The sequence below is a fragment of the Methanoregula sp. genome, from assembly GCF_003170075.1.
Lineage (GTDB): Archaea > Halobacteriota > Methanomicrobia > Methanomicrobiales > Methanospirillaceae > Methanoregula.
In genome coordinates, this window is sequence record NZ_PMZU01000068.1 from 1 (window position 1) to 22479 (window position 22479).

22 protein-coding genes are annotated in these 22479 nt (G+C 54.7%); 8 read left to right on the plus strand and 14 right to left on the minus strand.

Annotation, left to right across the window (positions count from 1 at the left end; all coding sequences use genetic code 11):
• The 5 genes from dnaJ to acs form a co-directional block, all read right to left on the minus strand.
• Positions 1–938, minus strand: a 938-nt coding sequence (dnaJ, locus tag QZN75_RS09100) for a molecular chaperone DnaJ (RefSeq protein ID WP_292427690.1), incomplete at its 3' end; no start/stop codon positions are given.
• 16 nt (positions 939–954) lie between these two features.
• On the minus strand, positions 955–2832 hold the full coding sequence (dnaK, locus tag QZN75_RS09105; RefSeq protein ID WP_292427693.1) for a molecular chaperone DnaK: 1878 nt from the start codon (positions 2830–2832) through the stop codon (positions 955–957).
• A complete protein-coding gene (locus QZN75_RS09110) occupies positions 2825–3352 on the minus strand; it encodes a nucleotide exchange factor GrpE (RefSeq protein ID WP_292427696.1) in 528 nt (175 codons plus the stop codon). Before QZN75_RS09110 ends, dnaK begins: the two co-directional genes overlap by 8 nt.
• Before the next feature lie 231 nt (positions 3353–3583).
• Positions 3584–4144 (minus strand): TATA-box-binding protein, encoded by a 561-nt coding sequence (locus tag QZN75_RS09115; protein WP_292427698.1) that lies wholly within the window; start codon positions 4142–4144, stop codon positions 3584–3586.
• 290 nt (positions 4145–4434) lie between these two features.
• Positions 4435–6330 carry an acetate--CoA ligase gene (acs, locus tag QZN75_RS09120; RefSeq protein WP_292427701.1) on the minus strand — a complete coding sequence of 632 codons (1896 nt, stop codon included), beginning with the start codon at positions 6328–6330 and terminating at the stop codon, positions 4435–4437.
• Between the two features lie 282 nt (positions 6331–6612).
• On the opposite strand from acs, the gene QZN75_RS09125 reads away from it, so the two are divergent.
• Positions 6613–8676 carry an acetate--CoA ligase family protein gene (locus QZN75_RS09125; RefSeq protein WP_292427703.1) on the plus strand — a complete coding sequence of 688 codons (2064 nt, stop codon included), beginning with the start codon at positions 6613–6615 and terminating at the stop codon, positions 8674–8676.
• Between the two features lie 355 nt (positions 8677–9031).
• On the opposite strand, the gene artA is transcribed toward QZN75_RS09125, so the two are convergent.
• Positions 9032–9934: an archaeosortase A gene (artA, locus tag QZN75_RS09130; protein ID WP_292427749.1), complete on the minus strand. Its 903-nt coding sequence runs from the start codon at positions 9932–9934 to the stop codon at positions 9032–9034.
• A 168-nt stretch (positions 9935–10102) separates the two neighbouring features.
• On the opposite strand from artA, the gene QZN75_RS09135 reads away from it, so the two are divergent.
• Complete coding sequence (locus tag QZN75_RS09135) at positions 10103–10417, plus strand: transcription factor S (RefSeq protein ID WP_292427706.1); 315 nt, start codon at positions 10103–10105, stop codon at positions 10415–10417.
• Between the two features lie 309 nt (positions 10418–10726).
• Here QZN75_RS09135 and QZN75_RS09140 read toward each other — a convergent pair whose 3' ends face one another.
• Complete coding sequence (locus QZN75_RS09140) at positions 10727–11359, minus strand: CDP-alcohol phosphatidyltransferase family protein (protein ID WP_292427709.1); 633 nt, start codon at positions 11357–11359, stop codon at positions 10727–10729.
• A 151-nt stretch (positions 11360–11510) separates the two neighbouring features.
• Between QZN75_RS09140 and QZN75_RS09145 the strand changes: the two genes are divergently transcribed.
• Together QZN75_RS09145 and sppA are read left to right on the plus strand one after the other, a co-directional pair.
• Positions 11511–12191, plus strand: a complete 681-nt coding sequence (locus QZN75_RS09145) for a dihydrofolate reductase family protein (protein ID WP_292427712.1) — start codon at positions 11511–11513, stop codon at positions 12189–12191.
• Positions 12192–12203: 12 nt separating this feature from the next.
• Positions 12204–13010, plus strand: coding sequence for a signal peptide peptidase SppA (gene sppA, locus QZN75_RS09150; protein ID WP_292427714.1), 807 nt, complete (start codon positions 12204–12206; stop codon positions 13008–13010).
• A gap of 268 nt (positions 13011–13278) precedes the next feature.
• Here the strand turns inward: sppA and truD are convergent, their stop codons facing one another.
• Entirely contained in the window at positions 13279–14550 is a 1272-nt protein-coding gene (truD, locus tag QZN75_RS09155) for a tRNA pseudouridine(13) synthase TruD (protein WP_292427717.1), read from the minus strand.
• Positions 14547–14939: a peptidyl-tRNA hydrolase Pth2 gene (gene pth2 / locus QZN75_RS09160; RefSeq protein WP_292427720.1), complete on the minus strand. Its 393-nt coding sequence runs from the start codon at positions 14937–14939 to the stop codon at positions 14547–14549. Before pth2 ends, truD begins: the two co-directional genes overlap by 4 nt.
• 396 nt (positions 14940–15335) lie before the next feature.
• Between pth2 and QZN75_RS09165 the strand changes: the two genes are divergently transcribed.
• The 4 genes from QZN75_RS09165 to QZN75_RS09180 all read left to right on the plus strand — a co-directional run bounded on the left by QZN75_RS09165 (position 15336) and on the right by QZN75_RS09180 (position 18205).
• Entirely contained in the window at positions 15336–15935 is a 600-nt protein-coding gene (locus tag QZN75_RS09165; RefSeq protein ID WP_292427723.1) for a hypothetical protein, read from the plus strand.
• Positions 15936–16106: 171 nt separating this feature from the next.
• Positions 16107–16778 (plus strand): M48 family metallopeptidase, encoded by a 672-nt coding sequence (locus QZN75_RS09170; RefSeq protein WP_292427725.1) that lies wholly within the window; start codon positions 16107–16109, stop codon positions 16776–16778.
• A 116-nt stretch (positions 16779–16894) separates the two neighbouring features.
• Complete coding sequence (locus QZN75_RS09175; RefSeq protein WP_292427728.1) at positions 16895–17983, plus strand: glycosyltransferase; 1089 nt, start codon at positions 16895–16897, stop codon at positions 17981–17983.
• 9 nt (positions 17984–17992) lie between these two features.
• Positions 17993–18205 (plus strand): hypothetical protein, encoded by a 213-nt coding sequence (locus QZN75_RS09180; protein ID WP_292427731.1) that lies wholly within the window; start codon positions 17993–17995, stop codon positions 18203–18205.
• 315 nt (positions 18206–18520) lie between these two features.
• On the opposite strand, the gene QZN75_RS09185 is transcribed toward QZN75_RS09180, so the two are convergent.
• From QZN75_RS09185 to modA, 5 genes are all read right to left on the minus strand, one after another.
• Positions 18521–19195 carry a CRISPR-associated endonuclease Cas6 gene (locus tag QZN75_RS09185; protein WP_292427734.1) on the minus strand — a complete coding sequence of 225 codons (675 nt, stop codon included), beginning with the start codon at positions 19193–19195 and terminating at the stop codon, positions 18521–18523.
• A 349-nt stretch (positions 19196–19544) separates the two neighbouring features.
• The gene (locus QZN75_RS09190) at positions 19545–19670 is read right to left on the minus strand and encodes a hypothetical protein (protein WP_292427737.1); all 126 of its coding nucleotides are present in this window, start codon (positions 19668–19670) and stop codon (positions 19545–19547) included.
• 231 nt (positions 19671–19901) lie between these two features.
• Positions 19902–20600, minus strand: a complete 699-nt coding sequence (locus QZN75_RS09195) for a sulfate/molybdate ABC transporter ATP-binding protein (protein ID WP_292427740.1) — start codon at positions 20598–20600, stop codon at positions 19902–19904.
• On the minus strand, positions 20593–21414 hold the full coding sequence (locus QZN75_RS09200; RefSeq protein WP_292427743.1) for an ABC transporter permease: 822 nt from the start codon (positions 21412–21414) through the stop codon (positions 20593–20595). Before QZN75_RS09200 ends, QZN75_RS09195 begins: the two co-directional genes overlap by 8 nt.
• Before the next feature lie 76 nt (positions 21415–21490).
• Positions 21491–22438 (minus strand): molybdate ABC transporter substrate-binding protein, encoded by a 948-nt coding sequence (gene modA, locus QZN75_RS09205; protein WP_292427746.1) that lies wholly within the window; start codon positions 22436–22438, stop codon positions 21491–21493.
• Between the last annotated feature and the right edge of the window lie 41 nt (positions 22439–22479).

A 22479-nucleotide genomic window follows, 5' to 3' on the forward strand; every position in this document is an offset into this window, starting at 1 on the left:
CCCTGCTCCCTGAGCCGGAACAGGGTATGGCTCTGGGTTCCGGCGGGGATTTTCAGGTGCGCTTTACCCGTAATCGTGGGCACCTCTACCTCCCCGCCAAGAAGTGCGGTGCCAAGCCTGATGACCACGGAGCTGTAGAGATCTGCACCTTTGCGGTCGAACGTGCGATCCGGCTTGATATGGATGACCGCATACAGGTCACCGGGGGGCCCGTTGTTCTCGCCGGGTTCCCCCTCTCCCGGAATCCTCAGGAACTGCCCGTCTTCCACTCCGCGGGGAACCGAGACCTCGATCTTCCGCGTCTTCTGCACTGACCCTTTTCCTTTGCAGACCGGGCAGGGCTTGTCGATGATCCGTCCCTCTCCCCGGCAGGCCGGACAGACCGCGATATTCATTATCTGGCGGTTGCCGTTTTTCTGGATGTTCCGGACCTCACCGCTCCCCTGGCATGTCGGGCAGATCCGCATGGAACCAGGTTCTCCTCCTGTTCCATGACAGGTCCCGCAGGTATAATGATGCGGTACACCGACCGTATTTTTCGTGCCGTGAAATGCATCGGCGAGGGAGATCTCGATCTCGTACCTGAGGTCTGCACCGCTGCGTTGCCGGGTACGGGCGGAACCACCGGAATATGCATCGAAGATATCCCCAAGGCCAAAGTCCCGGAAAAGGTCATCGTAACTTGGCGGTTTATAGCCTGCATAGTCACCGGGCCGGAATTCTGCGTGGCCGACCTGGTCGTACTGTGCTTTTTTCTGGGGATCGGAGAGTACCTGGTAGGCCTCGTTGATCTCCTTGAATTTCTCCTCGGCCTCCTTGCTCCCCTTGTTGAGATCCGGATGATACTTCCGCGCGAGCTGCCGGAATGCCTTCTTGATGTCATCCTGTGACGCATCTTTTTTTACGCCGAGGACCTCGTAATAGTCTTTCTCTGCCATAATTTTTTAAAAAAAATTATTTCTCATCCTTTACCTTGAAATCCGCATCGACAACCTTTTCGCCGCCCGGGCCGGTCGTCTCCCCCCTTGGTGGTTTATTTCCCGCAGGACCTGCCTGCTGCTGAGCCTGCGCCTGCTGCCTGGCAGCTTCTTCGTAAACAGCAGACCCGGCCTCTCCGAGCACTTTCTGGAGTTTTTCCATTTCGGCCTTGATCGTTGCGGTATCTTTTCCTTCCAGTGCTGCCTTTACCGCAACGATGGCCATATTTACCTTTTCAACGAGATCCGTACTTATTTTTCCGGCAAGATCGGACTTCGTCTTTTCCGCCGTATAAACCAGGGAGTCCGCCGTATTGCGGATCTCGACCTCCTCTTTTCGTCGTTTATCTTCTTCTTCGAATTGTTTTGCCTCACTGACCATCTTTTTTACATCGGTTTCTCCCAGTTTGGTCGAGGCTGTGATGGTCATCTTCTGCTCTTTACCGGTGCCGAGATCTTTTGCTGATACATTCAGGATTCCCGATGCATCGATATCGAATGAGACTTCGATCTGGGGGATACCCCGGGGTGCCGGGGGAATGCCGACGAGGTTGAACTGCCCGAGACTCACATCGTCTGCTGCCATGGGGCGTTCACCCTGGAGCACATGGATGGTAACGGAGGTCTGGGTATCCGCTGCGGTGGAAAAGATCTGGCTCTTTTTTATCGGGATCGTAGTGTTCCTCTCGATCAACGGGGTCCTCACGCCGCCGAGCGTCTCGAGACCAAGCGTGAGCGGTGTCACATCAAGGAGCACCATATCCTTGATCTCGCCACCCAATATTGCACCCTGGATCGCCGCTCCGATGGCGACACATTCCATCGGGTCGATTCCGTGCTCCGCCTTCCTTCCGACATGGTCCTCGATGAACTTCTGGATCACGGGCATCCGTGTCGGCCCCCCGACAAGGATCACTTTCTGGATATCATCCTTTTTCAGTTTTGCATCCTTCAGGGCTTGTTCACACGGCTGGATGCAGCGACGGATAATTGGTTCGATCAGCTGTTCGAGTTTTGCCCGGGAGAGTTTCATGGAGAGATGTTTCGGGCCTGACTGGGTTGCGGAAACATAGGGGAGGTTGATCTCGGTTTCCAGAACGGTGGAAAGTTCGATCTTCGCTTTTTCCGCTGCCTCCTTCACCCGGTTGACGGCCATCTTGTCACTCCGGAGATCGATCCCCTCGAGTTTTTTGAATTCGTCAGCAATCCATTCAAAAATTGCAGTATCCATGTCCGTGCCACCGAGCTGGGTATCGCCTGAGGTGGCAAGGACCGTGAACGTCCCGCCGCCGAATTCCATGATGGTCACATCGAGCGTGCCTCCGCCAAGGTCAAAGACAAGGATCTTGTACTCACCGCTGCGGTCAAGACCATAGGCCATCGATGCTGCCGTGGGCTCATTGACCAGCCTGACAACATCCAGCCCTGCAATTTTACCTGCATCCTTTGTTGCCGTTCTCTGGTTGTCGTTGAAGTAAGCGGGCACGGTGATCACGGCTTTGGTCACCGGTTCTCCCAGGAATGCTTCTGCATCCCTTTTTATCTTCTGTAAGATGAATGCAGAGATCTGCTGGGGCGTGTATTGCTTGCCATAAATTTTGTACACGTGATCCGATCCCATCTTTCGTTTTACTGCCGTGACCGTACCTTCAGGATTGCTGACGGCCTGCCGCCGCGCCGGTTCCCCCACGAGGAGCTGACCGTCCGGGGTGAACGCAACATACGAGGGAAACATCTTCCCGGCAACGGTTGCCCCTTCAGCAGACGGGATAATGGTCGCTTTTCCCCCGAGCATCACTGCTCCCTCACTGTTCGAAGTCCCGAGATCGATTCCGATAATCTTCTCTTTAGCCATGGTTTTCACCTTCATGTTCTCCAGCGTTTTCTGCAATCACTACTTTCGATGGTCGGATAACCTTTGATTTCAGCTGATAGCCCTTTCCGATCTCGCTTAAGATCGTATCAGGTTCCTTGTCGCATTGCTCCCTGCACAGTACGTCATGAAAATTCGGATCGAATTTTTTTCCCACGCAGTCTATGGGGTGAAGTCCATAGTCGGCCAGGATTTTTAAAATTTTTTTCCGGATCATCAAAATCCCCTCCTTGTTTTTTTCCTGTTCGAGAGATGGCAGCGCCCGTTCGAAATCATCGAGAATTACGAGGAGGTCTTTGATCAGGTTCTCGTTTGCGAGCGCTATTACCGCTCCTTTTTCTTTCTCAGACCATTTGCGATAATTATCAAAGTCTGCCTGGAGGTATTTCAGCCGGTTGAGCCGCTCCTCTGCAAGAAGTGTTTTTTCATCGAGTTCTTTTTTCAGCCGTTCGATCTCTTCGGGCAGCTGTTGTTTTTTCAGCTGGACATCATCGGTATCCATTGAAAAGTGCATTAACTTCTTATGGCTCTTTAACCTATGCCTTGCGGCCGGGACTGCATCGGCCTGGTGGTGTTTTCTCCAAATCCCCGCCGTCACGCTGGTTCCCGGAACCCGCCGCCCGTACTTTGTTCGCTTACGGGGTGGACACGTATCCCCGCGCCAAACAGGGATTTTCTTCTAAAATTCTCATCAAAAATACACACCCGGCATGGTGTATTATTTAAAAAAGTATTACATCAGGCCAAGGCTGCGGAGATCCGCGAGGATCTTCACCACGGCTCTCTTTGCGTCATCAGTTACCTTGCCGCCAGTGATGATCAGTTTTCCCGAGCCGAAGAGAAGTACGACTACCTTGGGGTCATCGAGACGGTAGACCAGACCCGGGAACTGTTCTGGCTCGTACTCGATCCGGTCAAGGTTAAACCCGACCGCGATCTTGTTTAAGTTGATCGGGGTCGCAAGATCGGCAGAGGTAACGATGTTCTGGACCTTATAGGTAAGTTTTTTGGGAATATCGATGTTGAAACTGCGGAGCAGGTTGCCGAGGATCGTGAGCCCCTTTGAAAGGCTGTCGAGACTCTTTGCTCCGGTCAGAACCACCTTTCCCGAACCAAAGACAAGCGCGGCAATCTTGGGATTCTGCATGCGCAGCACAACGCCGGGGAACCGTTTCTTGTTATATTCCGCATCCTTGATCTTGGATGCAAGTTCCGGCAGGTCGAGGTAATCGCTCACTTTTGCGGAAGCGACAATGTTTTCTATCTTAAGGGAATTCTCTGGTTTGACCTTCATGGCATCTATCTCCTTTTCGTTAACGATGTCTTTTCTCGGTCGGGGATATCACTCTTAGTCGGGCCCCTTATATAAAGCATATAAAGAAAGGCAAGCACGATATAAAAAGGCATCGGGTAACCCACGGGGCTGATACGGGGGCAGGGACGCCGGCCGGACCTGTTTTTTAAAAGCGGACCCTGTGAGTTCCCCTGTGAAACGTACCTGTTCCGGAGGATCGGCACCAGCGTCAGGTCGCGGTGCCGGCTCTAAAAAAAATTAAAAAAATGATGTGCCCGTGGTCCGCTGCATCAATCGTCGAGCGTGGAGATATCGCCCGGGTCCATGCCTATCTCTTTTGCCTTGAGGATGCGCCGGACAATCTTGCCGCTCCGGGTTTTGGGGAGCGAGTCCGTGAATTCGATCTCTGATGGCATTGCAATGGGACCAAGCGTGATCCGAACGTGGTAGATCAGTTCTTTTTTCAGTTTCTCACTCGGGGTATGGCCGACCCGGAGCGTGACAAAGGCCTTGATCGTGTTCCCCTTGAGAGGATCGGGTTTCCCGATCACAGCCGCTTCCGCGACTGCCTTGTGGGAGACCAGTGCACTCTCGACCTCTGCCGTACCGATGTTGTGGCCGGAGACGATGATGAGGTCGTCGGATCTCCCGATTACCATAATGTTGCCGTCCTCACCCTTTATCGCAAGGTCGCCTACCTGGTAGCATCCCGGAATTGTCTCCCAGTACTTGCGGTACCGTTCGTCGTTGTTGTAGACCGTCCGCATCATCGAGGGCCACGGCTGCCGGATCACTAAAAAGCCCCTCTTTCCCGGCTCGACCGTTTTCCCATCCTTGTCCACCACATCTGCCACGACCCCGGGGATGGACTTGCCCGCGTACCCCGGTCGCATGGGTTCACCCAGCACCGTGGTCACCATGTGCATCCCGGTTTCGGTCTGCCACCAGGTATCCACGATAGGGCACCGGTCCTTCCCGATCACATGGTAGAACCATTCGAATGCCTCCGGGTTGAGCGGCTCGCCGACCGACCCCAGCACGCGCAGGGAGCTGAGGTTATACTTGTCGGGCCATTCCCGCCCAAGTTTCATGAACATCCGGATTGCGGTCGGGGCAGTATACAGGATGTTGACGCCGTACTCCTCAATGATCTTCCACCAGATCCCCGGGTCCGGGTAATCGGGCGTGCTCTCGGTGATAAGAACGGTGGCGCCGACCGAGAGCGGCCCGTAGACCACGTAGGAATGGCCGGTAATCCAGCCCGGGTCTGCGGTGCACCAGTAGACCTCGTGTTCCTTGATGTCGAAGATATACTTGGTCGTGTAATAGGCCCCAACCATGTACCCCCCGCAGGTATGGACAATTCCTTTGGGAGCGCCGGTCGTCCCGCTCGTGTACAGGATAAAGAGCGGGTCTTCCGAATCCATGATCTCCGCCGGGCAGTCGGCATCCACATCCGCCATCAGATCGTAGAAATCGATCTCCATCTCGCTGTGGATCTCGACCGGGGTGCGCTGTTCCCGGCGCAGGATGATCAGGTGCTCGACCGTAGGAGCGTTGATAATGGCTTCTTCAATGATCTGCTTGAGCGGGATCGCCTTGCCCCGCCGGATCGCCATATCCGCCGTGATCACAATCTTCGCGCCTGCGCCTACGATCCGCTGGTTGAGGGCCGCCGCGCCATATCCCCCGAATACCACGGAATGGATAGCACCGATCCGGGTGCAGGCGAGCATGGCGATAATCTGTTCAGGAATGACCGGCATGTAGATGCAGACCCGGTCGCCTTTTACCACGCCGAGTTTTTTTAGGCCGTTAGAAAACCGCTGCACATCCCGGTATAATTGCCGGTAGGTAAAGACCCGCTCCTCGTTTTGGTGCTCACCTTTCCAGATCAGCGCCACCTTGTTGCGCCGGGTGCCCAGCACGTGCCGGTCAAGACAGTTGTAGGTGATATTTGTCTTGCCGTTCACGAACCATTTCGCATACGGGTAGTTCCACTCGCTGACCTTATCATAGGGTCTGAACCAGTGGAGCTTCTTTGCGATGTTGTCCCAGAATTTGTCCGGGTCCTTGACAAATTCGTTGTAGGTCCAAGTGTAATCCCCCATCCAGCTGTGCACGCGGTAGGAGGGGTCCGGTGTGTAATACGTTGGTTCTTGCCCGGAAACTGCGCTCTTGTCCATAACGTACCTCTAATCTACATTATCAATAATGATGAATTAAAGTTAATCTTTGCGGTCAGAATTGTCAAAATCGCTCAAATATCTGTCCGTTTTCCCTATATCGCGCATTGCTAATAATTCAGTACATTTAAATGAGGTATCGCCAAATTTCTTATCACATCATTCGATCCGGGTATGCACCTGCATCCTGTTCATGGACCATTCTTTCCTGCATGCCAGAAACAGTCTGGGGAGAAAAGAACGATGCAAAATCTCCGTACCCCATGAAAAGAGGTGAACGTTGTGACCCAGAAGATGCTCTCTGAAGCTGAAGGATACGACATTTTACGGAAATATGAGATCCCGGTCCCCGAGTACCGGATCGTGAAAAACGGCGAGGATGCAGCCACCGCGGCCGAGAAGATGGGATGCCCGGTGGTCATGAAGATCATCTCCCCGCAGATCGTCCACAAGAGCGACGCGGGCGGTGTGATGGTCGGTATCGGTAGCAAAAAAGCGGCCCTTGGTGCGTTCACCCGGATCATCGACAATGCGAAGGCCTACAATGCCGAGGCGGAGATCGACGGGGTCATGGTCGAGCAGCAGGCAGAACCCGGCCTGGAACTGATCATCGGCGGGAGAACCGACCCGGCCTTTGGGAAAGTGATCACCTTTGGTATGGGTGGCACGATGGTCGAGCTCATGAAGGACATAACGCTGCGCATCCTGCCGGTGACCGAAGAGGAGATCCGGCAGATGATCCACGAGATCAACGCGTACCCGCTCATTGCCGGTTACCGGGGATCCAAGCCCCGCGATGAGGAGGCCCTTGTACGGATCATCGGGAATGTCTGCCGCTTCTTCGACGAGAATGAGCATATCGTAGAGTTTGATATCAACCCGCTCCGGCTGTACGAATCCGGTGCCTGTGCGGTGGATGCCCGCGTGATTGTTTCGGATACCGTGCAGGTAGTGGAGAAAAAAGAGCGCATCCCGGTACCAATAGAATATTTCACCCCTCGTTCAATCGCGGTGATCGGCGCTTCGCAGGACTCGTCCAAGATGGGGTACGCCGTCATGCATAACCTCCTGCATTTCCCGGGACAACTCTACCCGGTGAACAACAAGCGTTCGGAGATCCAGGGGCTCAAGGCATACCCCACAATCACGGCCATTCCCGCCCCGGTAGATATGGCGGTTATCACGGTTCCTGCCATCCATGTACCGTCCGTAGTTGAGGAGTGCGGGGCAAAGGGTGTCCCGATGGTCATCATCGTCACCGCCGGGTTCAAGGAGATGGGACCCGAGGGCAAGGCGCTTGAGGACCGGGTCGTCGCAATCGCGAAGGGGCACCACACGCGAATTATCGGGCCCAACTGCCTTGGCATTATCGTTCCCCCGAGGGGCATTGATACCACCTACGTCCACCAGTCGCCAAAGCCCGGTAACATCGCCTTCCTCTCGCAAAGCGGCGCGATCATCAACACTGTCGTGGACTGGAGCCTTGCACAGAACATCGGTTTCTCAAACGTTATCTCGGTCGGCAACCAGTGCGACCTCGACTTCCTCGATTACCTCCAGTACGTGGAGAAGGATCCCAAGACAAAAGCGATCATCATGTACATCGAGCAGATCAATGACGGCGAGACATTCATGAAGGTTGTGTCCGAAGTGGCAAAGTCCAAGCCTGTCATCGCGATCAAATCAGGTTCATCCCGCAGGGGTTCTGCTGCAGCTTCGTCGCACACCGGTTCGCTGTCAGGTTCGTATGAGGTCTACATGGAAGCGTTCCGCAAGTCCGGTATTATTGCGGTACACACGCTGACCGGCGCGTTCCTCGCGGCGCGGATGCTCGCCCACCCGAAGCGTTACCCCAGGGGGAAGCGTGCGGTCATCATAACAAACGCCGGCGGGTTTGCCGTGCTCTCATCAGACTATGCGGAGCGGTACGGGATCGAACTCATCGATCTGCCAAAGGACGTTATTGATGAGCTCAACGAGTTCCTTCCAGAGTTCTGGAACAAGGGGAACCCCATCGATCTCCTGGGCGATGCGACCGAGAAGCGTTTTGAGAAGACATTTGATGTGCTGATAAAACACGGGGATCTCTGGGACATTGCCTTTATCGTCGACTTCCCAAACCTCGTTCTCAGTTCAGAACAGCTGGCGCGGCAGATCCTGCGATTCTCTGAAAAAACCGAGAACCGGCTCATCGCCACACTGCTCGGCGGTGATTCGATGAACGTGGGCCGCGAGATGTTAAAAGAGCACGATATCCCCAGTTTCGACGAGCTCGATTATACCTACCGCGTGATGGGCCGCGTGCTCTGGCAGAAGTTCCGGGTCAAGGCACCGGGACTGCTGTAAGAGGACCAGGTTACCTTTTTTTGATTTTTTTTGTTTTTTGTGATCCTGTCCGTACGTTCCCGCGCCGTTATGATCTGGACGGATACCTCAATTACGCCCACGAGCGGGGAGTGCCGCCGCTGCCGAGGGGACGCCCCCGCGGCGGATCAGTNNCCCCGCCGTGCCCCGGAGGGGCCCTGAGGCGGGGTACCGTCGCCATTTTAATCAATTCTTATAGTTCCATAGTGAACTCAATCGGGGTATGTCTGAGTCAACAGAGCCTGTCTTTTTTTCTCCACGAATTCCGTTTTTAAAAGAGCGGGATCATCTGAAACAAAAAAATGGGATCGTCCCGTGAGCGCACCTGGCCCTGCCGTTACTGTTTTCCCGGCTCGTCCGGCATGTCCGCCGGCGCCGGCTCAGGCCCGTTCGCCGTTTCCAAAGACAGTTCCGGCTTGTCCGGCCCGTTACCTTTGCCCCGGTGAAATCCCCTGATGATTTCCCCGTAATACAACTGGTACAATTCGTCGGCAAACGTCCCGAGCCGGGGGATGAGGGTAAAGAGGCCGTACGCGATCAGGATCAGGACAACAAGGGCGAGCATCTCCGCGATCACGTTGTGCGCCCAGAAGAAACTCTCGTACCCGATCTCGCCATTCCCGGCAATATCGGGGTAGAAGGGGAACCACTGGCTGGTGTAGGCCATGATCACAAAGACGTTCCGTAACAGGTTGAGGATGTAGATGGTTGGGGCGACGAGAAGAAACGCATACAGTTTCTGGCGGAGCGTGGTCGGTACTGCTGCGGCAACCCCGAGCATAATCGCGATGCTCTGGATACCGGTACAGGCAAGGATAATCTCGACCCGGAAGCCGTGCTGTGCGATAATGTTCCACGCGTCAAGGCTCACGGGGTAATTGAAGAGCTGGAGCAGCCAGACGACCTGACCCACGACCATAGAAATAAGCCAGTCCCCGGCCACAGGCAGATACTCAAACGGCGCATAGATCAGGAACGCCACGGCCGCGGCCCGTGACAGGTGCAGGACCCGTATATCATCAGCGAGCAGGTATTTTGTCGTGATGTACAGGAACGGCACCGACAGTACCGCCATGACCGGGTAGAGGAAATTGTTCTCACTAAAATATTCCGGCAGCCCGGCAAAGAGAAAAAGGACGATAAAGACCCAGCCAGTGATCGCTGCGTATTTCCGGTGGCGACCGGGTATCAGAAATGCCAGAAATCCAATGCAGGATATCAGGACGAGATACTCGATCATCATAGATGTATTTACGCTTAATCAAAAAAAGGATTCTCTCCCGCCATCACCTGCTGCCAGGATAATGACGGAGCCATGCACACCTGATGGGATAAAGTAAAAGGAGCACGCACGTCGGATGTCCTGATAATCAGTTTAATCTTGTATCATAACCTATACTGTTATCCGATGTTTTGTCCTGAATGTAAAACCATGCTGATCTCGTCTGGCGGTCAGCTCAAGTGCCGCAAGTGCGGATATATCAGAAATATCGAAGCAGGTGAACATATGACGCGCGAGAAGAAGCGCACGGAAAACGAGATCACCATTGTCGACGATGAAGACGATCAAATAAAAACGATGCCCACGATCCAGATCAAGTGCCCCAAGTGCGAGAACAATCTCGCCATCTGGTGGCTCCGCCAGCTCCGGGCGGCTGATGAGAGCGAAGTGCGGTTCTTCCGGTGCACCGAGTGCGGCCACACGTGGCGGCAGTACGACTAAGATTCAGATATAAAAGATATTGATTTTTTTTAATGGCTCTGTAGAAATCCTTGTTTTTTCACAAAAGGATCCCGCATAGATTGACGGGGGGGACAGTGCCTGTCCCCGCCGAACCGCCCCTTTTGCTTTCGCGATGATGTCGTATTACCTTCACGGGGGTTATCGCTCCATGGGGATGCCACAAGCGTGCGGGGGCAAAAGGCATAAAAATGCCGTAGCCCCCAAAGAAGCGTTAAGAGAAATATTTTGAGGATTTCTACCGAGCGAAAATATCTTTCATAAAAACCAAAGAAAGACTGGCCCTCTTTTTTAAGAGAGCGTTTTGTACAGGTACAGGATCCGCTGGATCGCCGAGAGGTTCGTGCAGACCGCGATGATAATTACCGAGACCCAGATAAACCCGGTAACTCCACCGAGGATCAGCACAAGGAAGGTCTCGGGCCGGCCAAAGAACCCGACGCCTTCAAGCGGGTCGTCGATCTTGCCCTCCACCTTTTCCCGGTACCCGATCTCCGCGTAGACGACCGGCTTGATGAACGTGTTCATTAAGGAACCGGTCATGGCAAGTCCGATGATGGCAAAGTCTGCAATTCTTGGGACCGGCAAAAACCCGCTCATGATGGTGATCCCGGAGAGGCCGGCGCCGAGCAGTACAAGGGCATCCACGTACTTGTCCACGATCCAGTCAAAGACCGCCCCGAAGTTAGTGTGGGAGTTGGTCCGGCGTGCAATGCTGCCGTCAACGAGGTCGAAGAGTGCCGAGAGCAGCAAAAACAGGCTCCCAATCAGGAACTGGCGTTCCACAAAGAGTGCCGCAGCCACAATCCCTGCAGCAAGGGCAAGAAACGAACACTGGTTCGGGGTGATACCGCACCGGACAAAGACCCCAGCAACCGGTTCAAGGTACTTTTTGAACCTTGGCCGGAGGGCGGTAATATTCATACCTCACATGATGGATACGCGAACCATTAATAGTTACGGAAAAATACCGGATCGCAGGTATCATCCACGTACGTGTAATATTATAACCTGTTGACAATCATCATATTATTTACATCGCGCGTCAAATGAAAAATAAAAGAGTTGAACCCAAATGGCAGCAACACCGGCCCGTCCGCACGTTTTAATGATGTCCGAGATCACTGCTGACGGCAAGCTCACCCTGAAAAAAGGTGCTTCCAGCAAGATCCTGATGAAATACATGGCGCATGAGACCGAGATCCTGCTCCACGAGACCCGGGCCGCGTACGATGCGATCATGGTCGGTGCAAACACCATTCGGATCGATAATTCGTTTTTAACGGTACGGCTCGTGCCCGGCAAAAGCCCGCTCCGGGTCATCCCGTGCAGCATGGCTGATATCCCGCTTGACGCAAACGTGCTCGGGTCCGATGCGCCATCCCTCATTGCAGTATGCGAACAGGCCCCACAGGACCGTGTCGCTGCAATCAGGGCAAAGGGAGTGACTGTGGTAACGGCCGGGAAAAATCATGTCGAGCTGCCCCTGCTCATGCAGATCCTGCACGACGATTTCGGGATAAAGAAACTGATGATCGAAGGGGGCCCGACCTTAAACTGGCACATGCTCCATGACAAACTGGTCGATGAAATCCGGCTCATCCACCTGCCGTTTATTGTCGGCGGATCGGATACCCCGTCCCTCGTGGGCGGAATGCATATCAATTCCGAAGACGAGATGATCCGGTTAAATCTCAAGAAATACTACATGTGCGGCAGCAACCTCGTCTCCGAGTTTGACGTGCTGTACACATAAGAGCTTACCTTTATGGCACAAATCCCTGAAACATCCCCGGCGTTTCCTTCGCCGGGCCCGGCACCGCATAGTGCCGGCCTGAAATGGTTCCTGGTCATCATTGTCGGACTTATCCTTGTGATTGGGGTCTTTATTGCAGCGTTCTATATCGCGGGAAATGAGCACCCCGGCGTAAAAGTTGTCCGGATGGAAGGACAACTTTCCACCGGCGATTTCTCTGATGCAACTGGTGTGGGAAGCGAGTACGTGGGCAACCAGCTGCGGGATGCGGCCGATGACCCGATGGTCGAGGCGATCGTGCTCCGGGTCGACAGCCCGGGCGGAACACCGGCTGCAGCAGAGGAGATCATCAGTGACATGGAGTATGCGAAGGCCAAGAAGCCGGTCGTTATCTCCATGGGGGACATGGCCACCTCTGCCGCGTACTACGTAAGCGCCCATGGCGACAGGATCTATGCCGACCCTGATACGTTTACCGGTGCTGTCGGTGTCATCTGGACGTTCACGGATATCAGCGGCTGGATGAAGGATGAAGGCTACAATGTTTCGGTTGTAAAGTCCGGGGAGAAAAAGGATATGGGGTCGACATCCCGCTCTCTGACTACCGATGAGCGGGAGTATGCCCAGCAGATCGTAAACGAGAGTTTTGACGAATTTATCACGGATGTGACGACCCAGAGGATGATCGCACGGTCTGATATTGCTGATGGCCGGGTGATCCGGGGTGCAGACGCGGTGAAGATCAACCTTGTCGACAAGCTGGGCAACCTCAACGACGCGATAGAAGGCGCAAAAGAGCTCGCGGATTCACGGAAGTAATTTTCGCCCGAACTATAGAAAAAAGGAACCATTTTTTGGAGGGTCCCACGCTTCAGTGCCCCTCCGGGGCACGGCAGGGCAGGGAAGTTTTTTTTCGTATTGATTTTTACATTGATAGCAGTCACCGATCCACCGCCGGGGCGTCCCTTCGGGGGCGGCGGCACTCATTATACATTTTACAAAACGGGGGACAGGCACAGTCTCCTCCGTCAAAATGTGGTTAATCTTTTGCAAAAACCAGGTTTTTTTACAGAACAAAAAAACTGCCTCACACCATCCGGATCGGGTCGGCCTTCATGTATTCCCGGCAGACCGTTGTCGCGTAGTGGCCCGGGGGAAGGATAAACTTTAGGTGCACGTTTGTTTCCTGCACGGAAGCATCGATCAATGTTTTGAGGGCGATCGGGCGCCACGCGCCGTCAAACTTTGTCCTGACAAAGGTCGAGGCCTTCCGGAAATCATCTGCGGTGATCTGCATCTCTGCAAGAATATCCCGGATAGCGTCGTTTCCGGTGATCGCGTCCATCTCGTCTTTACCTGGCATAAAAAGCGCGATATTGCACCGGCCCCGGGCCAGGTGGAGCGAAACGGCAGGGATATTTGCCGCTGTCACCGCATCGGTGCGGCCGTTTGTGAAGATCAGCCGGTCTCCCGGGACCGGATCCATGAGGGTGTGGCCCTCACTAAGCCGGTGCGAGAGGGCACAGTTGAAAAGGTAGGACTGGAACGCGGAGACAAACATCGAAAGGAGTTTTGGCGGCAGCTGCTGGAGCGCCCCGGCATAGTCGCCCGGGTGGATGTGGAGATACGAGAGCATCGAGCGCTCAAAGGACATATGCACCGGCAGCTCCCGGAGGGCGACTGCCGTGTCCCGGGTGTCCATAAACGCCGTCCTGACCCGCCGGACCTCTTCGTTCTCGTGGGGGAATGCCAGACCCACGTAGGTCATCACCGCATCCTCGTAATCGCCGTGCAGGATCAGTTCCCCGATCCGGTGCGTCAGCGGGCGGATAACACCGAAACGCTGGAGCCCGAAATAGTTGGGCAGGGCCTGCGATGCGGTCTCCGTTACGGTGGCGACCCGGCCGGCCAGGTCCTCGGGGTTAGCGTCCCGGATACAGATATCGAACCGGTTTCCCTCAAGATCGCCAAGCGAGAGCTGTTCGTTCGACTGCCCGATCGGCTCAAGGATGATGTCTTTTAAGGAGACCGCGGCGATCTCATCCGGCGTTACCTTGTAGAGCGAGATGAGCTGCGTGGTCCGTGCGTTCTTATCTTTTGTCCCCGCCCACCCGATCCGCCGGTGGCTGATATTGAGCCGGCGGGCGATCTCCTTTACCGCGTGCTGGAGCTCCCAGTTGGTCTTCATGAGCCGGCAGATCAGGTACGGGCCGGAAGTCTCGCCTTTTCCTGCAGGGGGGATCTCATCGACCAGGAAATCTTCCGGTACCGTACGGAGCGTTCCGCCAATCCCCGGTGTACCGGTCGCGTAGTACTGCATCCCGAGCTCGCGTTCGAGCGCAAAAGGACTCTCTTTCATAAGAGCGAGAGCGTCCCGGTGATCCTGTCGAGTTCCTCGGATTTTGCCGGCCCAAGGCCGAGGGCGGTTATGGTGCCGGGGGGGATCTCGGTCATGCCAGCGTCCTGTATCAGGGATGTGGAAATTCCCGCCCGTTCCGCAAGCACCTTGATCTCGAAAAGGGTCCGCTCGCTGTCGGCCTTGAGCACCACTTTTTTCTGCCCTTCTGTCTGCCACGCCTTGCGCAGCGTCTTGTCCGCGCTCTCGAATGCCCCGATCGACGCATGGGCTGCCTGAGCGCATTTCTTGCCGCAGCTCATCTTCACGTCGTTCCTGAGGATGAGGCACTGTTTGTACCTGAAATGAGGTTCGTGTCCGGGTAGATTTTCATTTTGAGGTGATCTTGGCATCGCGAAATCTCTTTGGTTTCGGCAGAAATTAACCTTATCATTCCGGAAAAACTGCATATGGTTCTGTGAATGATGAATCCCGGCACTGCCCGGCCAGTTACGGCATACCGCACCGCGGGCAGGCAGGATGACGCGGGAAAAATCCCCCCCGCCACCAGAAACCTCTATGTGATCTCTCACTAAAAACCATCCATGAAAAAATCCCAATCAAAATCCAGGAATGCGCCCGGGACAAAATTAAAGGGGTACTCTGCCGGGATAATGGTATCAAACCTCGGCAAGAAACACCCGGCTTTTGCTGAATTTTATTCCGCAAACAAAGACGATATCGATAAAATAACCATTACCTGGATGATCAATTCAAATGTTAAAAACGACGGGAATGCCTCACCCGTAATGGATACAATCACCCTGAAAAAATATCCCAAATCCCTGGAAGATGCACAGATCGTCGCCCATGAGATCGAACACCTGCTGATCTGGAAAGAGGGGTACCCTTACGTCATGGCTGACTCCCATGCCGACACTGAAACGTACCGCCGGCTTCACCCCCTGGCCCAGGTTATTCAGGGAACTGTTTTTGAGCCCATGGTCGAATTGAGAATAAAAAAGTATTTTAAAACACTGGCCGCTGACAATTACACCTCTGCCATGAAAGGGCTGGCAAAACTCATAGAGAACAAGGAGAAGATCCTCCCTGAACTGGACGATCCCCGGAATCTCCTGTATTACAGTTGCCTGTATGTCCAGAAACGCCTGTTACTTGAATCGACCTGCGGTACCATTAAAGCCGATGAATATACCGTTAAGTTCACCTCCCATTTTGGCGAAACGATCCTCCCGTGCGCAGAGAAAGTTTTAGCGCTCATTAAAAAGAACACGACCTCTTCCCCTGAATCGGTCAGACAGATCTTTGAGAGCATACTCTGGAACAGGAACTGTGCATTCGGCTACCGGTACTATGAAGAATTTGACCGGTTCCTCATTGACCGGTGACCCCTTTCGCACCTTTAAGGGGGTCAGTCCTGACACTATGCCTGCAAGGGCAGATAGCCATCATGTCCCTGTGCGCTCTATTGCTTTTGGTGATTCTGTAACATCCACCAAAAACACGATCTACTTCAGGACAAACCGCACAATACTTTTTAGTCAGAAATGTGCCTTGCCATGGACTCTCTTTCGCCCGCAAAAATTATCCGCTCCCGCCGCCGGACCATCTCGCTTGAGATTACAAAAGATGCGGTTCTGATCGTCCGGGCTCCGCTCCGGGCTCCCGACACCTCTATCGCACACCTGATCCGTGAAAAGCAGGCATGGATCGAAAAGAAGATGGCTGAAGTAAGAAGCCGGCCGGTCCCGCAAAAAAAAGAATTCGTCAATGGGGAGCCATTCCTGTTTTTAGGGAAAACCTATCTGCTCGAAATATTATCCGGCAGCGATACCGGGATCTCCCTTGGTGAAAAACTGTACGTGGGTGAGCACCGGCTGCCGGAGATCCGTAGTCTCCTGCAGAACTGGTACGCACAGAAGGCAAAGAAGATTCTCCCGGCCCGGGTTGCCGGATATTCCGCAATTCTTGATTTCCGGCCAAAAAAGATCCGTATATCGGATACACGGCGGCGCTGGGCCTCATGCAGCACGTCAGGGACGCTCTCCTTCTGCTGGCGCCTCGTCCTTGCCCCGCCCGAAGTGATCGATTATGTGATCGTTCACGAACTTGTCCACATGCGCCAGCCGGATCATTCGCCGCGGTTCTGGGAAAAAGTCCGGTCTGCAATGCCGGATTATGAGATACGCAAAGCCTGGCTTCGCGAAAACGAGCGGATGCTTGATCTCTGACCGGTTCCAATGGCACAAGGTCTGCCTTGTGCGATTCTTCTGGCAATTGTTCCGGCAGGGCGACACGTCACCTCAATATACTATCCTTGTGTAATGATAATTCAGGGAAGTATCTGATGGCGCACGTGCTGGTATCACCGCTGAACTGGGGTCTTGGCCACGCCACGCGCGACATCCCGGTGATCCGGACACTGCTTGCACACGGCCACGAAGTGACGATCGCTGCGTGCGGCAATGCTCTTTCGGTGCTCAGGCAGGAATTTCCGGATGCCCGGTATATCGAGTACCCGGATTATCCTGTCCCCTTCAGTTCCGGGCACCTGTTCGTCCCGAAGTTCTGTGCGGCGATACCCTTCATGCTGCAGGCAACGGTACGTGAGCACGAGACCCTTGAAGCCATCCTCGCTAAAGATCGGTACGACCTTGTCATCAGCGACAACCGGCTGGGTGTCTTCTCTTCAGAAGTGTCTTCGATCTTTATCTCCCACCAGCTCCACTACCACCTGCCGCTCCTTTACTGGCCGGCAGAGCTCCTTGCCATCCCGGTCAACCGGTACCTCCACGAGCAGTACGACCGCATCATCGTGCCCGACAATCCCCCGGGCCCGCTCTCCCTCGCCGGGAAACTCTCCCGGCCCGATACGGATGTGGCGCGCGACCGGGCGTTCTTCTCGGGCATCCTCACGGGCACCCGGCAGATCGCGTGCACGCAGGACCTCGACTATCTCGTTATCATTTCCGGGCCCGAACCCCAGCGGACAATCCTTGAGAAGATCATCCTTGAAAAACTGGAAATCATCGGCGGCTCTGGTGTCGTGCTGCTGGGCAGCCCGCAGAGCCCGAAGGCAACCACCCGGATCGGGGACTGGACCTGCGTGTCCTATGTCTCCACGGAAGAAAAGGCCGAACTGATGAACCGGGCGCGGTGCGTGATCTGCCGTTCGGGATACACGACGTTGATGGAACTCGCCGAGCTCGGGAAAGACCGGGCGCTCTTAATCCCGACCCCGGGGCAGACTGAGCAGGAGTACCTCTCGTGGTACTACGAGCAGAAGGGCTGGTATCATTCGCAGGACCAGAACCGCCTGGATCTCGCAGACGACCTCGAACTGTCACGGCATTACAAGGGGTTCCCGAAGATGTCACACACAGCGGAGAACGTAAAGAGACTCTACGACGAATTGCTGGCAGGGTACCTTGAATGAGGTGCATCCATGGATAACCTGGTCGGAGTCGTTGCGTTTGCGATCTTTTATGCCACCATTATCCTGGTTGCCTACGGGATCTTCCAGCTGGTCGTTATGGTGGTGCAGGCATACCTTTCCGGCAATTACCTGTTCTTTGGCGAGATTATCAGCTGCATCGGTGTGGCGGTCCTGCTATACGTGGCCGTGGGGTTGTGGCTGCAAAAGACCGGGACGATCTGAAATGATACCGGGATGTACCAGCGACAGGGGCGGGGTGCCTTGCCGGACCGGGAGGGTAGCAACCTCTCCCTAATCTCCTCATTTCAGCCCCCGATTCTCCATTTTTCCTGCTCCGACAGGCAGATTTTACGAGAATGCAGCCATAGGATTTCAGGATCTGGTTGCTACGGTCGTAATCTGGTTGTTTTATGGCTTTTCCGGGAAGATTGGACAGGCAGGTTTAGCCACGTTCTGCCTGGGGAAAAGAGAGTGAGACGGGATAGTGGAGGTAGGAACGACAAAATGCGAATATGGAGCTCCAGATAAAATTCTCCCTCACCCCTTCCGAATCTCCCGGAAAATCCTTCTTACCGCCCCGAACCCCTGCGAGACTGACTTCCCGATCCCGAGATAATCCGGGATCTGGAAATTGACCTGGAATTTCCCGGTAAAGGTCATGACGCTGACACCTTTGAGCCGGTCTTTCTGGAAATGAAGATTCGTGTCACAGGAGACCGGTACGGGAACATCATAGCCCAGTGATTTTGAAAGCGAGAGAATGGTATCGACTAATATTTTCTGTACGAATTCGTCGCGTGCAGGCTTTCCCGTGAGCAGGTAGAATCTCTTGTAATTCTCCTGGGTGAACGCGACCCACGGCGTGGCAAATTCATACGAATGGATTGTATCCGATAGCCCGAACTCTTCCTCCCTCATAGAAATGTCATGTTCGGCAATCCGGTACGTGCCCGGGCCCAGCTGTATTTCCCGGGATTCATCGGCGAGCTGTTTGAGGAACACGGCCCCTTCGTTGATGCCGATAACGGTGGGAACATCCCTGATCATTTTACACTGCACGACCGGGTACCGGTGGATGAAGGTGTCAGCATCCTGCCGGTGGAGTTCGGCATATTCGGCAAACTTCGTCACAAAAAACGTGCGCAGTTCCGGCGCAGGGCCATGGATCGGACGGCTTCTGTCAAAAGTCAGGGTGAGGGTGTGGAGGATCATATCATCAGGACTCCCCGGTCATGGGGTGTGAATCCGTTGTAAGGATTGTACCAGATATGATGTTTCATTACATGAAATGGTGCGGATGCCAGAATCCGTATTGAACCGTCATTCGGGCGTTATTGTTGGTGCAGGGATGCCATAACGCGATTTTTTTTACCTGGCGAGTCCAAAAAAATAATTACTCACTAATCTTTGTTCAGAAGAATCCGGGCGTTTCATCAACGCACAAACTTAAAAACCGGTACTGTCCGTTCCCCGGACCACGCATCAGTCCCTGAACCGGGGCTTCATCAGAGATACCTGGAACACAGTAATGCGCCTTGGCAGGAACAATGAATATATCCGTTCATCCCGCAGGAGTCGTCAGCACAACGGCTGCAATAAAAATGGCGGCAAGGATTACAGCGCCGGCAAGGACAACCAGGAGCCGTCTGTCCGATTCTTTCTTCTGCGGCTGTTTTTTCTTTTTCATGGATGTTCCCCCGTTATGATTCTCCCCGGCGACGGGCCGGGATCGGATAATGGCCTCGCGTTCCTGTTACCGGTGGGAAGTGGTCTGCCTTAAGCCTGCCGGCTTTTAGTGTCCCGCGGGCACAGGAAGGAAAAGGCCCGGACACAACGATGCTGGATCCTTGTCGGCCAGGGGCGATCCGTCAGGAATCAGCCGGTAAAAAAGCCGGGCTGCAACCGGGACATTCCCCGTTCACGCGCAGCGGCAGACTGAACAGATTTCCGGCATCTCGCCCGGGATACCTTCCCACTCCTTTTTGCCCTTACAGAGCACGCAGGCCCGGTCGCCGATCTCCGTGCTGTCGGCCACCCGGTGCGTCACCACAATGCAGGGGATCTGCATCTTTTTGACAAAACGGCGCGTGAGATCCTTTACCGTCTGCGTGCTGTCAGCGTCAAGTGCGGTGAACGGCTCGTCCAGCATCAGGAGACCGGGCTCGATCGCAAGGGCCCGGGCAAGTGCGACCCGCTGCTTCTGCCCGCCGGAAAGGTTCCCCGCCCTGACATCGGCAAGGTCTCCAATGTGCATATGGTCCATCCAGAGCGCGGCGCGTTCTGCCACGACAGGGCGTCCGAGCCGCCGGGCGCGAAGGCCGAATGCGACATTGTCGCGCACGGTCATGTGAGGAAAGACCGCGGAGTTCTGGAGGACATACCCGATCCGGCGGTCTTCGACCGGGACATCGAGGTCATCTTCGGTCCTGCAGAGACACTCCCCGTGTAAGGTAATTGTCGTGGTGTCAGCCTCAAGCAGGCCCGCGATAATATTGAGGGCCGTCGACTTACCCGACCCGTTCAAACCCATGAGAGACATAATCTCTCCGGACTTTACACTGATGGTAAAATCAAGAGTATAGTCGCGGAGCCGTTTTACCATTACTGCCTCAAGCATGGTATACCTCCCTCTTCTGGATCAGGCGCACGGCGATCATAATTGTAAACGAGATGATCACAAGCAAGATCGAGATCGTGAGCCCGACAGTGACGTTGCTCTCCATACCCACGTACACCGCGAGCGGCATGGTCTGGGTCACCCCGGGCAGGTTGCCGGCAAACATGATCGTCGCGCCAAACTCTCCGAGCGCCCGCCCGAATGTCATGACCGCGCCCGAGACAAGGCCGCCTGCTGTCATGGGGAGGGTGACGAGTGTCATGGTCCGCAGCGATGATGCACCGAGCGTCCGTGCGGTCTGCTCGTAGGCCGGGTCCAGCTGCTCAAAGAGCGACTTTGCCTGGCGGAGATAGAACGGGGATGCGACAAAGATCTGCGCCATGATCACCGCCAGCGTGGTAAAGGCAAGTGAGATCCCGAGCATGTTGAAGTATCTGCCGAGAAGCCCGACCCGGCCATAGAGCACGAGGAGTGCGACCCCGGCAACGGCCGGGGGAAGGACAAGCGGGAGATCGATGAGGGTATCGACAATTACCTTTCCCGGGTACGAGTACCGGGAGTGGTAATAGGCAAACGGTGTCCCGACAAGGATCACCACGGCAAGGGAGGTGACCGTCGTAAACAGGCTCAGCCAGAGTGCGCTTATCACCTCGGGGTTGTGAAGGGTGTCAAAAAACATGTCCGGCGACATCCGGATAATGAGTGCGAGGATCGGCAGGGCAAGGTACAGCGTGACTGCGGCGATCAGGATGCCCGCGGCAAGATAGGTAAGGGTGCGCCGGTAATTTTTTGGCCGGAACCGTTTTGGTGTCATGTGTCCGTGCTTCTGTTACCGGCGGGGCTGCCGGCCGGCCCGGCTCGAATTAAAAAAAGTTGGAACAATTAAAGATTTATGGGGCGGTAAATCCGTACTGCGCTAGGATCTGCTGGCCGGCAGAGGAGAGCATGAATTGCTCGAAATCGGCTGCAATGGCCTTGTTAGTGCTCTGCTTGAGGATCCCTATCGTGTAGGTCTGGAGATAGTTGTCCGCTTTGGGGATGGTGATAGACTGGTAGGTGCCCTTTGCCGCTGCGGTTGCCGTAGACTGGTACACAAATCCTGCATCAACTTCACCAAGGGAGACCTTGGTGGCGACGGCAGGCTCGGATGTCTCGTAGGTCACGACATTGCTGATGACTGAGTTCTTCCATGCCTGTCCGTACGTGGAGTTGGCACTATTGTTTAAGACAGCCATGGTTGCGGTCCCGGCGGGAACTGTTGCAGCCTCCATGGCAATCTTCACGCCGGGTTTTGCAAGGTCAGCGAGGGACTTGATGTTCGCCGTGTTGGATGCCGGGAGGATGACAATAATGTAGTTTGTCGTCAGCGTCTTTACTGTGGTGTTGTCAAAGTAGCCTTCGCCCTGGAGGGTCTTTGTGTAGGAGTTGCTTGCCGAGATAAAGACATCGGCATATGCACCGTTTTCTACCTGTGTCTTCAAGGCCTGGGTCCCGTCAAGGTTAAAGACAACCTTGTGGTTGGGATAGGCACTGGTAAAGGAGGAGCCGATGGTACTCGATGCGCCGGATAAGGATGCGGCGGTAAAAGCGACAAGGTTGCCCTCCGTCGGGGTAAAGGTTGGGGCAGGTGTCGCGGTCGGCACAACGGTGGTCGGGACAGCGGTTGTCGCATTTGCCACCGGTGTTGGTACCGCGGTTACCGGTGCAGTCGTTGCAGCGGTGGTGACCGGGGTGCTCGTCGTGCTCTGCGTGCAGCCGGCAAAGAGTACCGATACAAGCAGGAGTCCGAAGATCATACTGATGAGTGCAAGTTTAGAGGGTGTCAGTGTTTTTTCCATGACTTCACAATCCTAAAATTGATGTTTCCTACTATTCATTC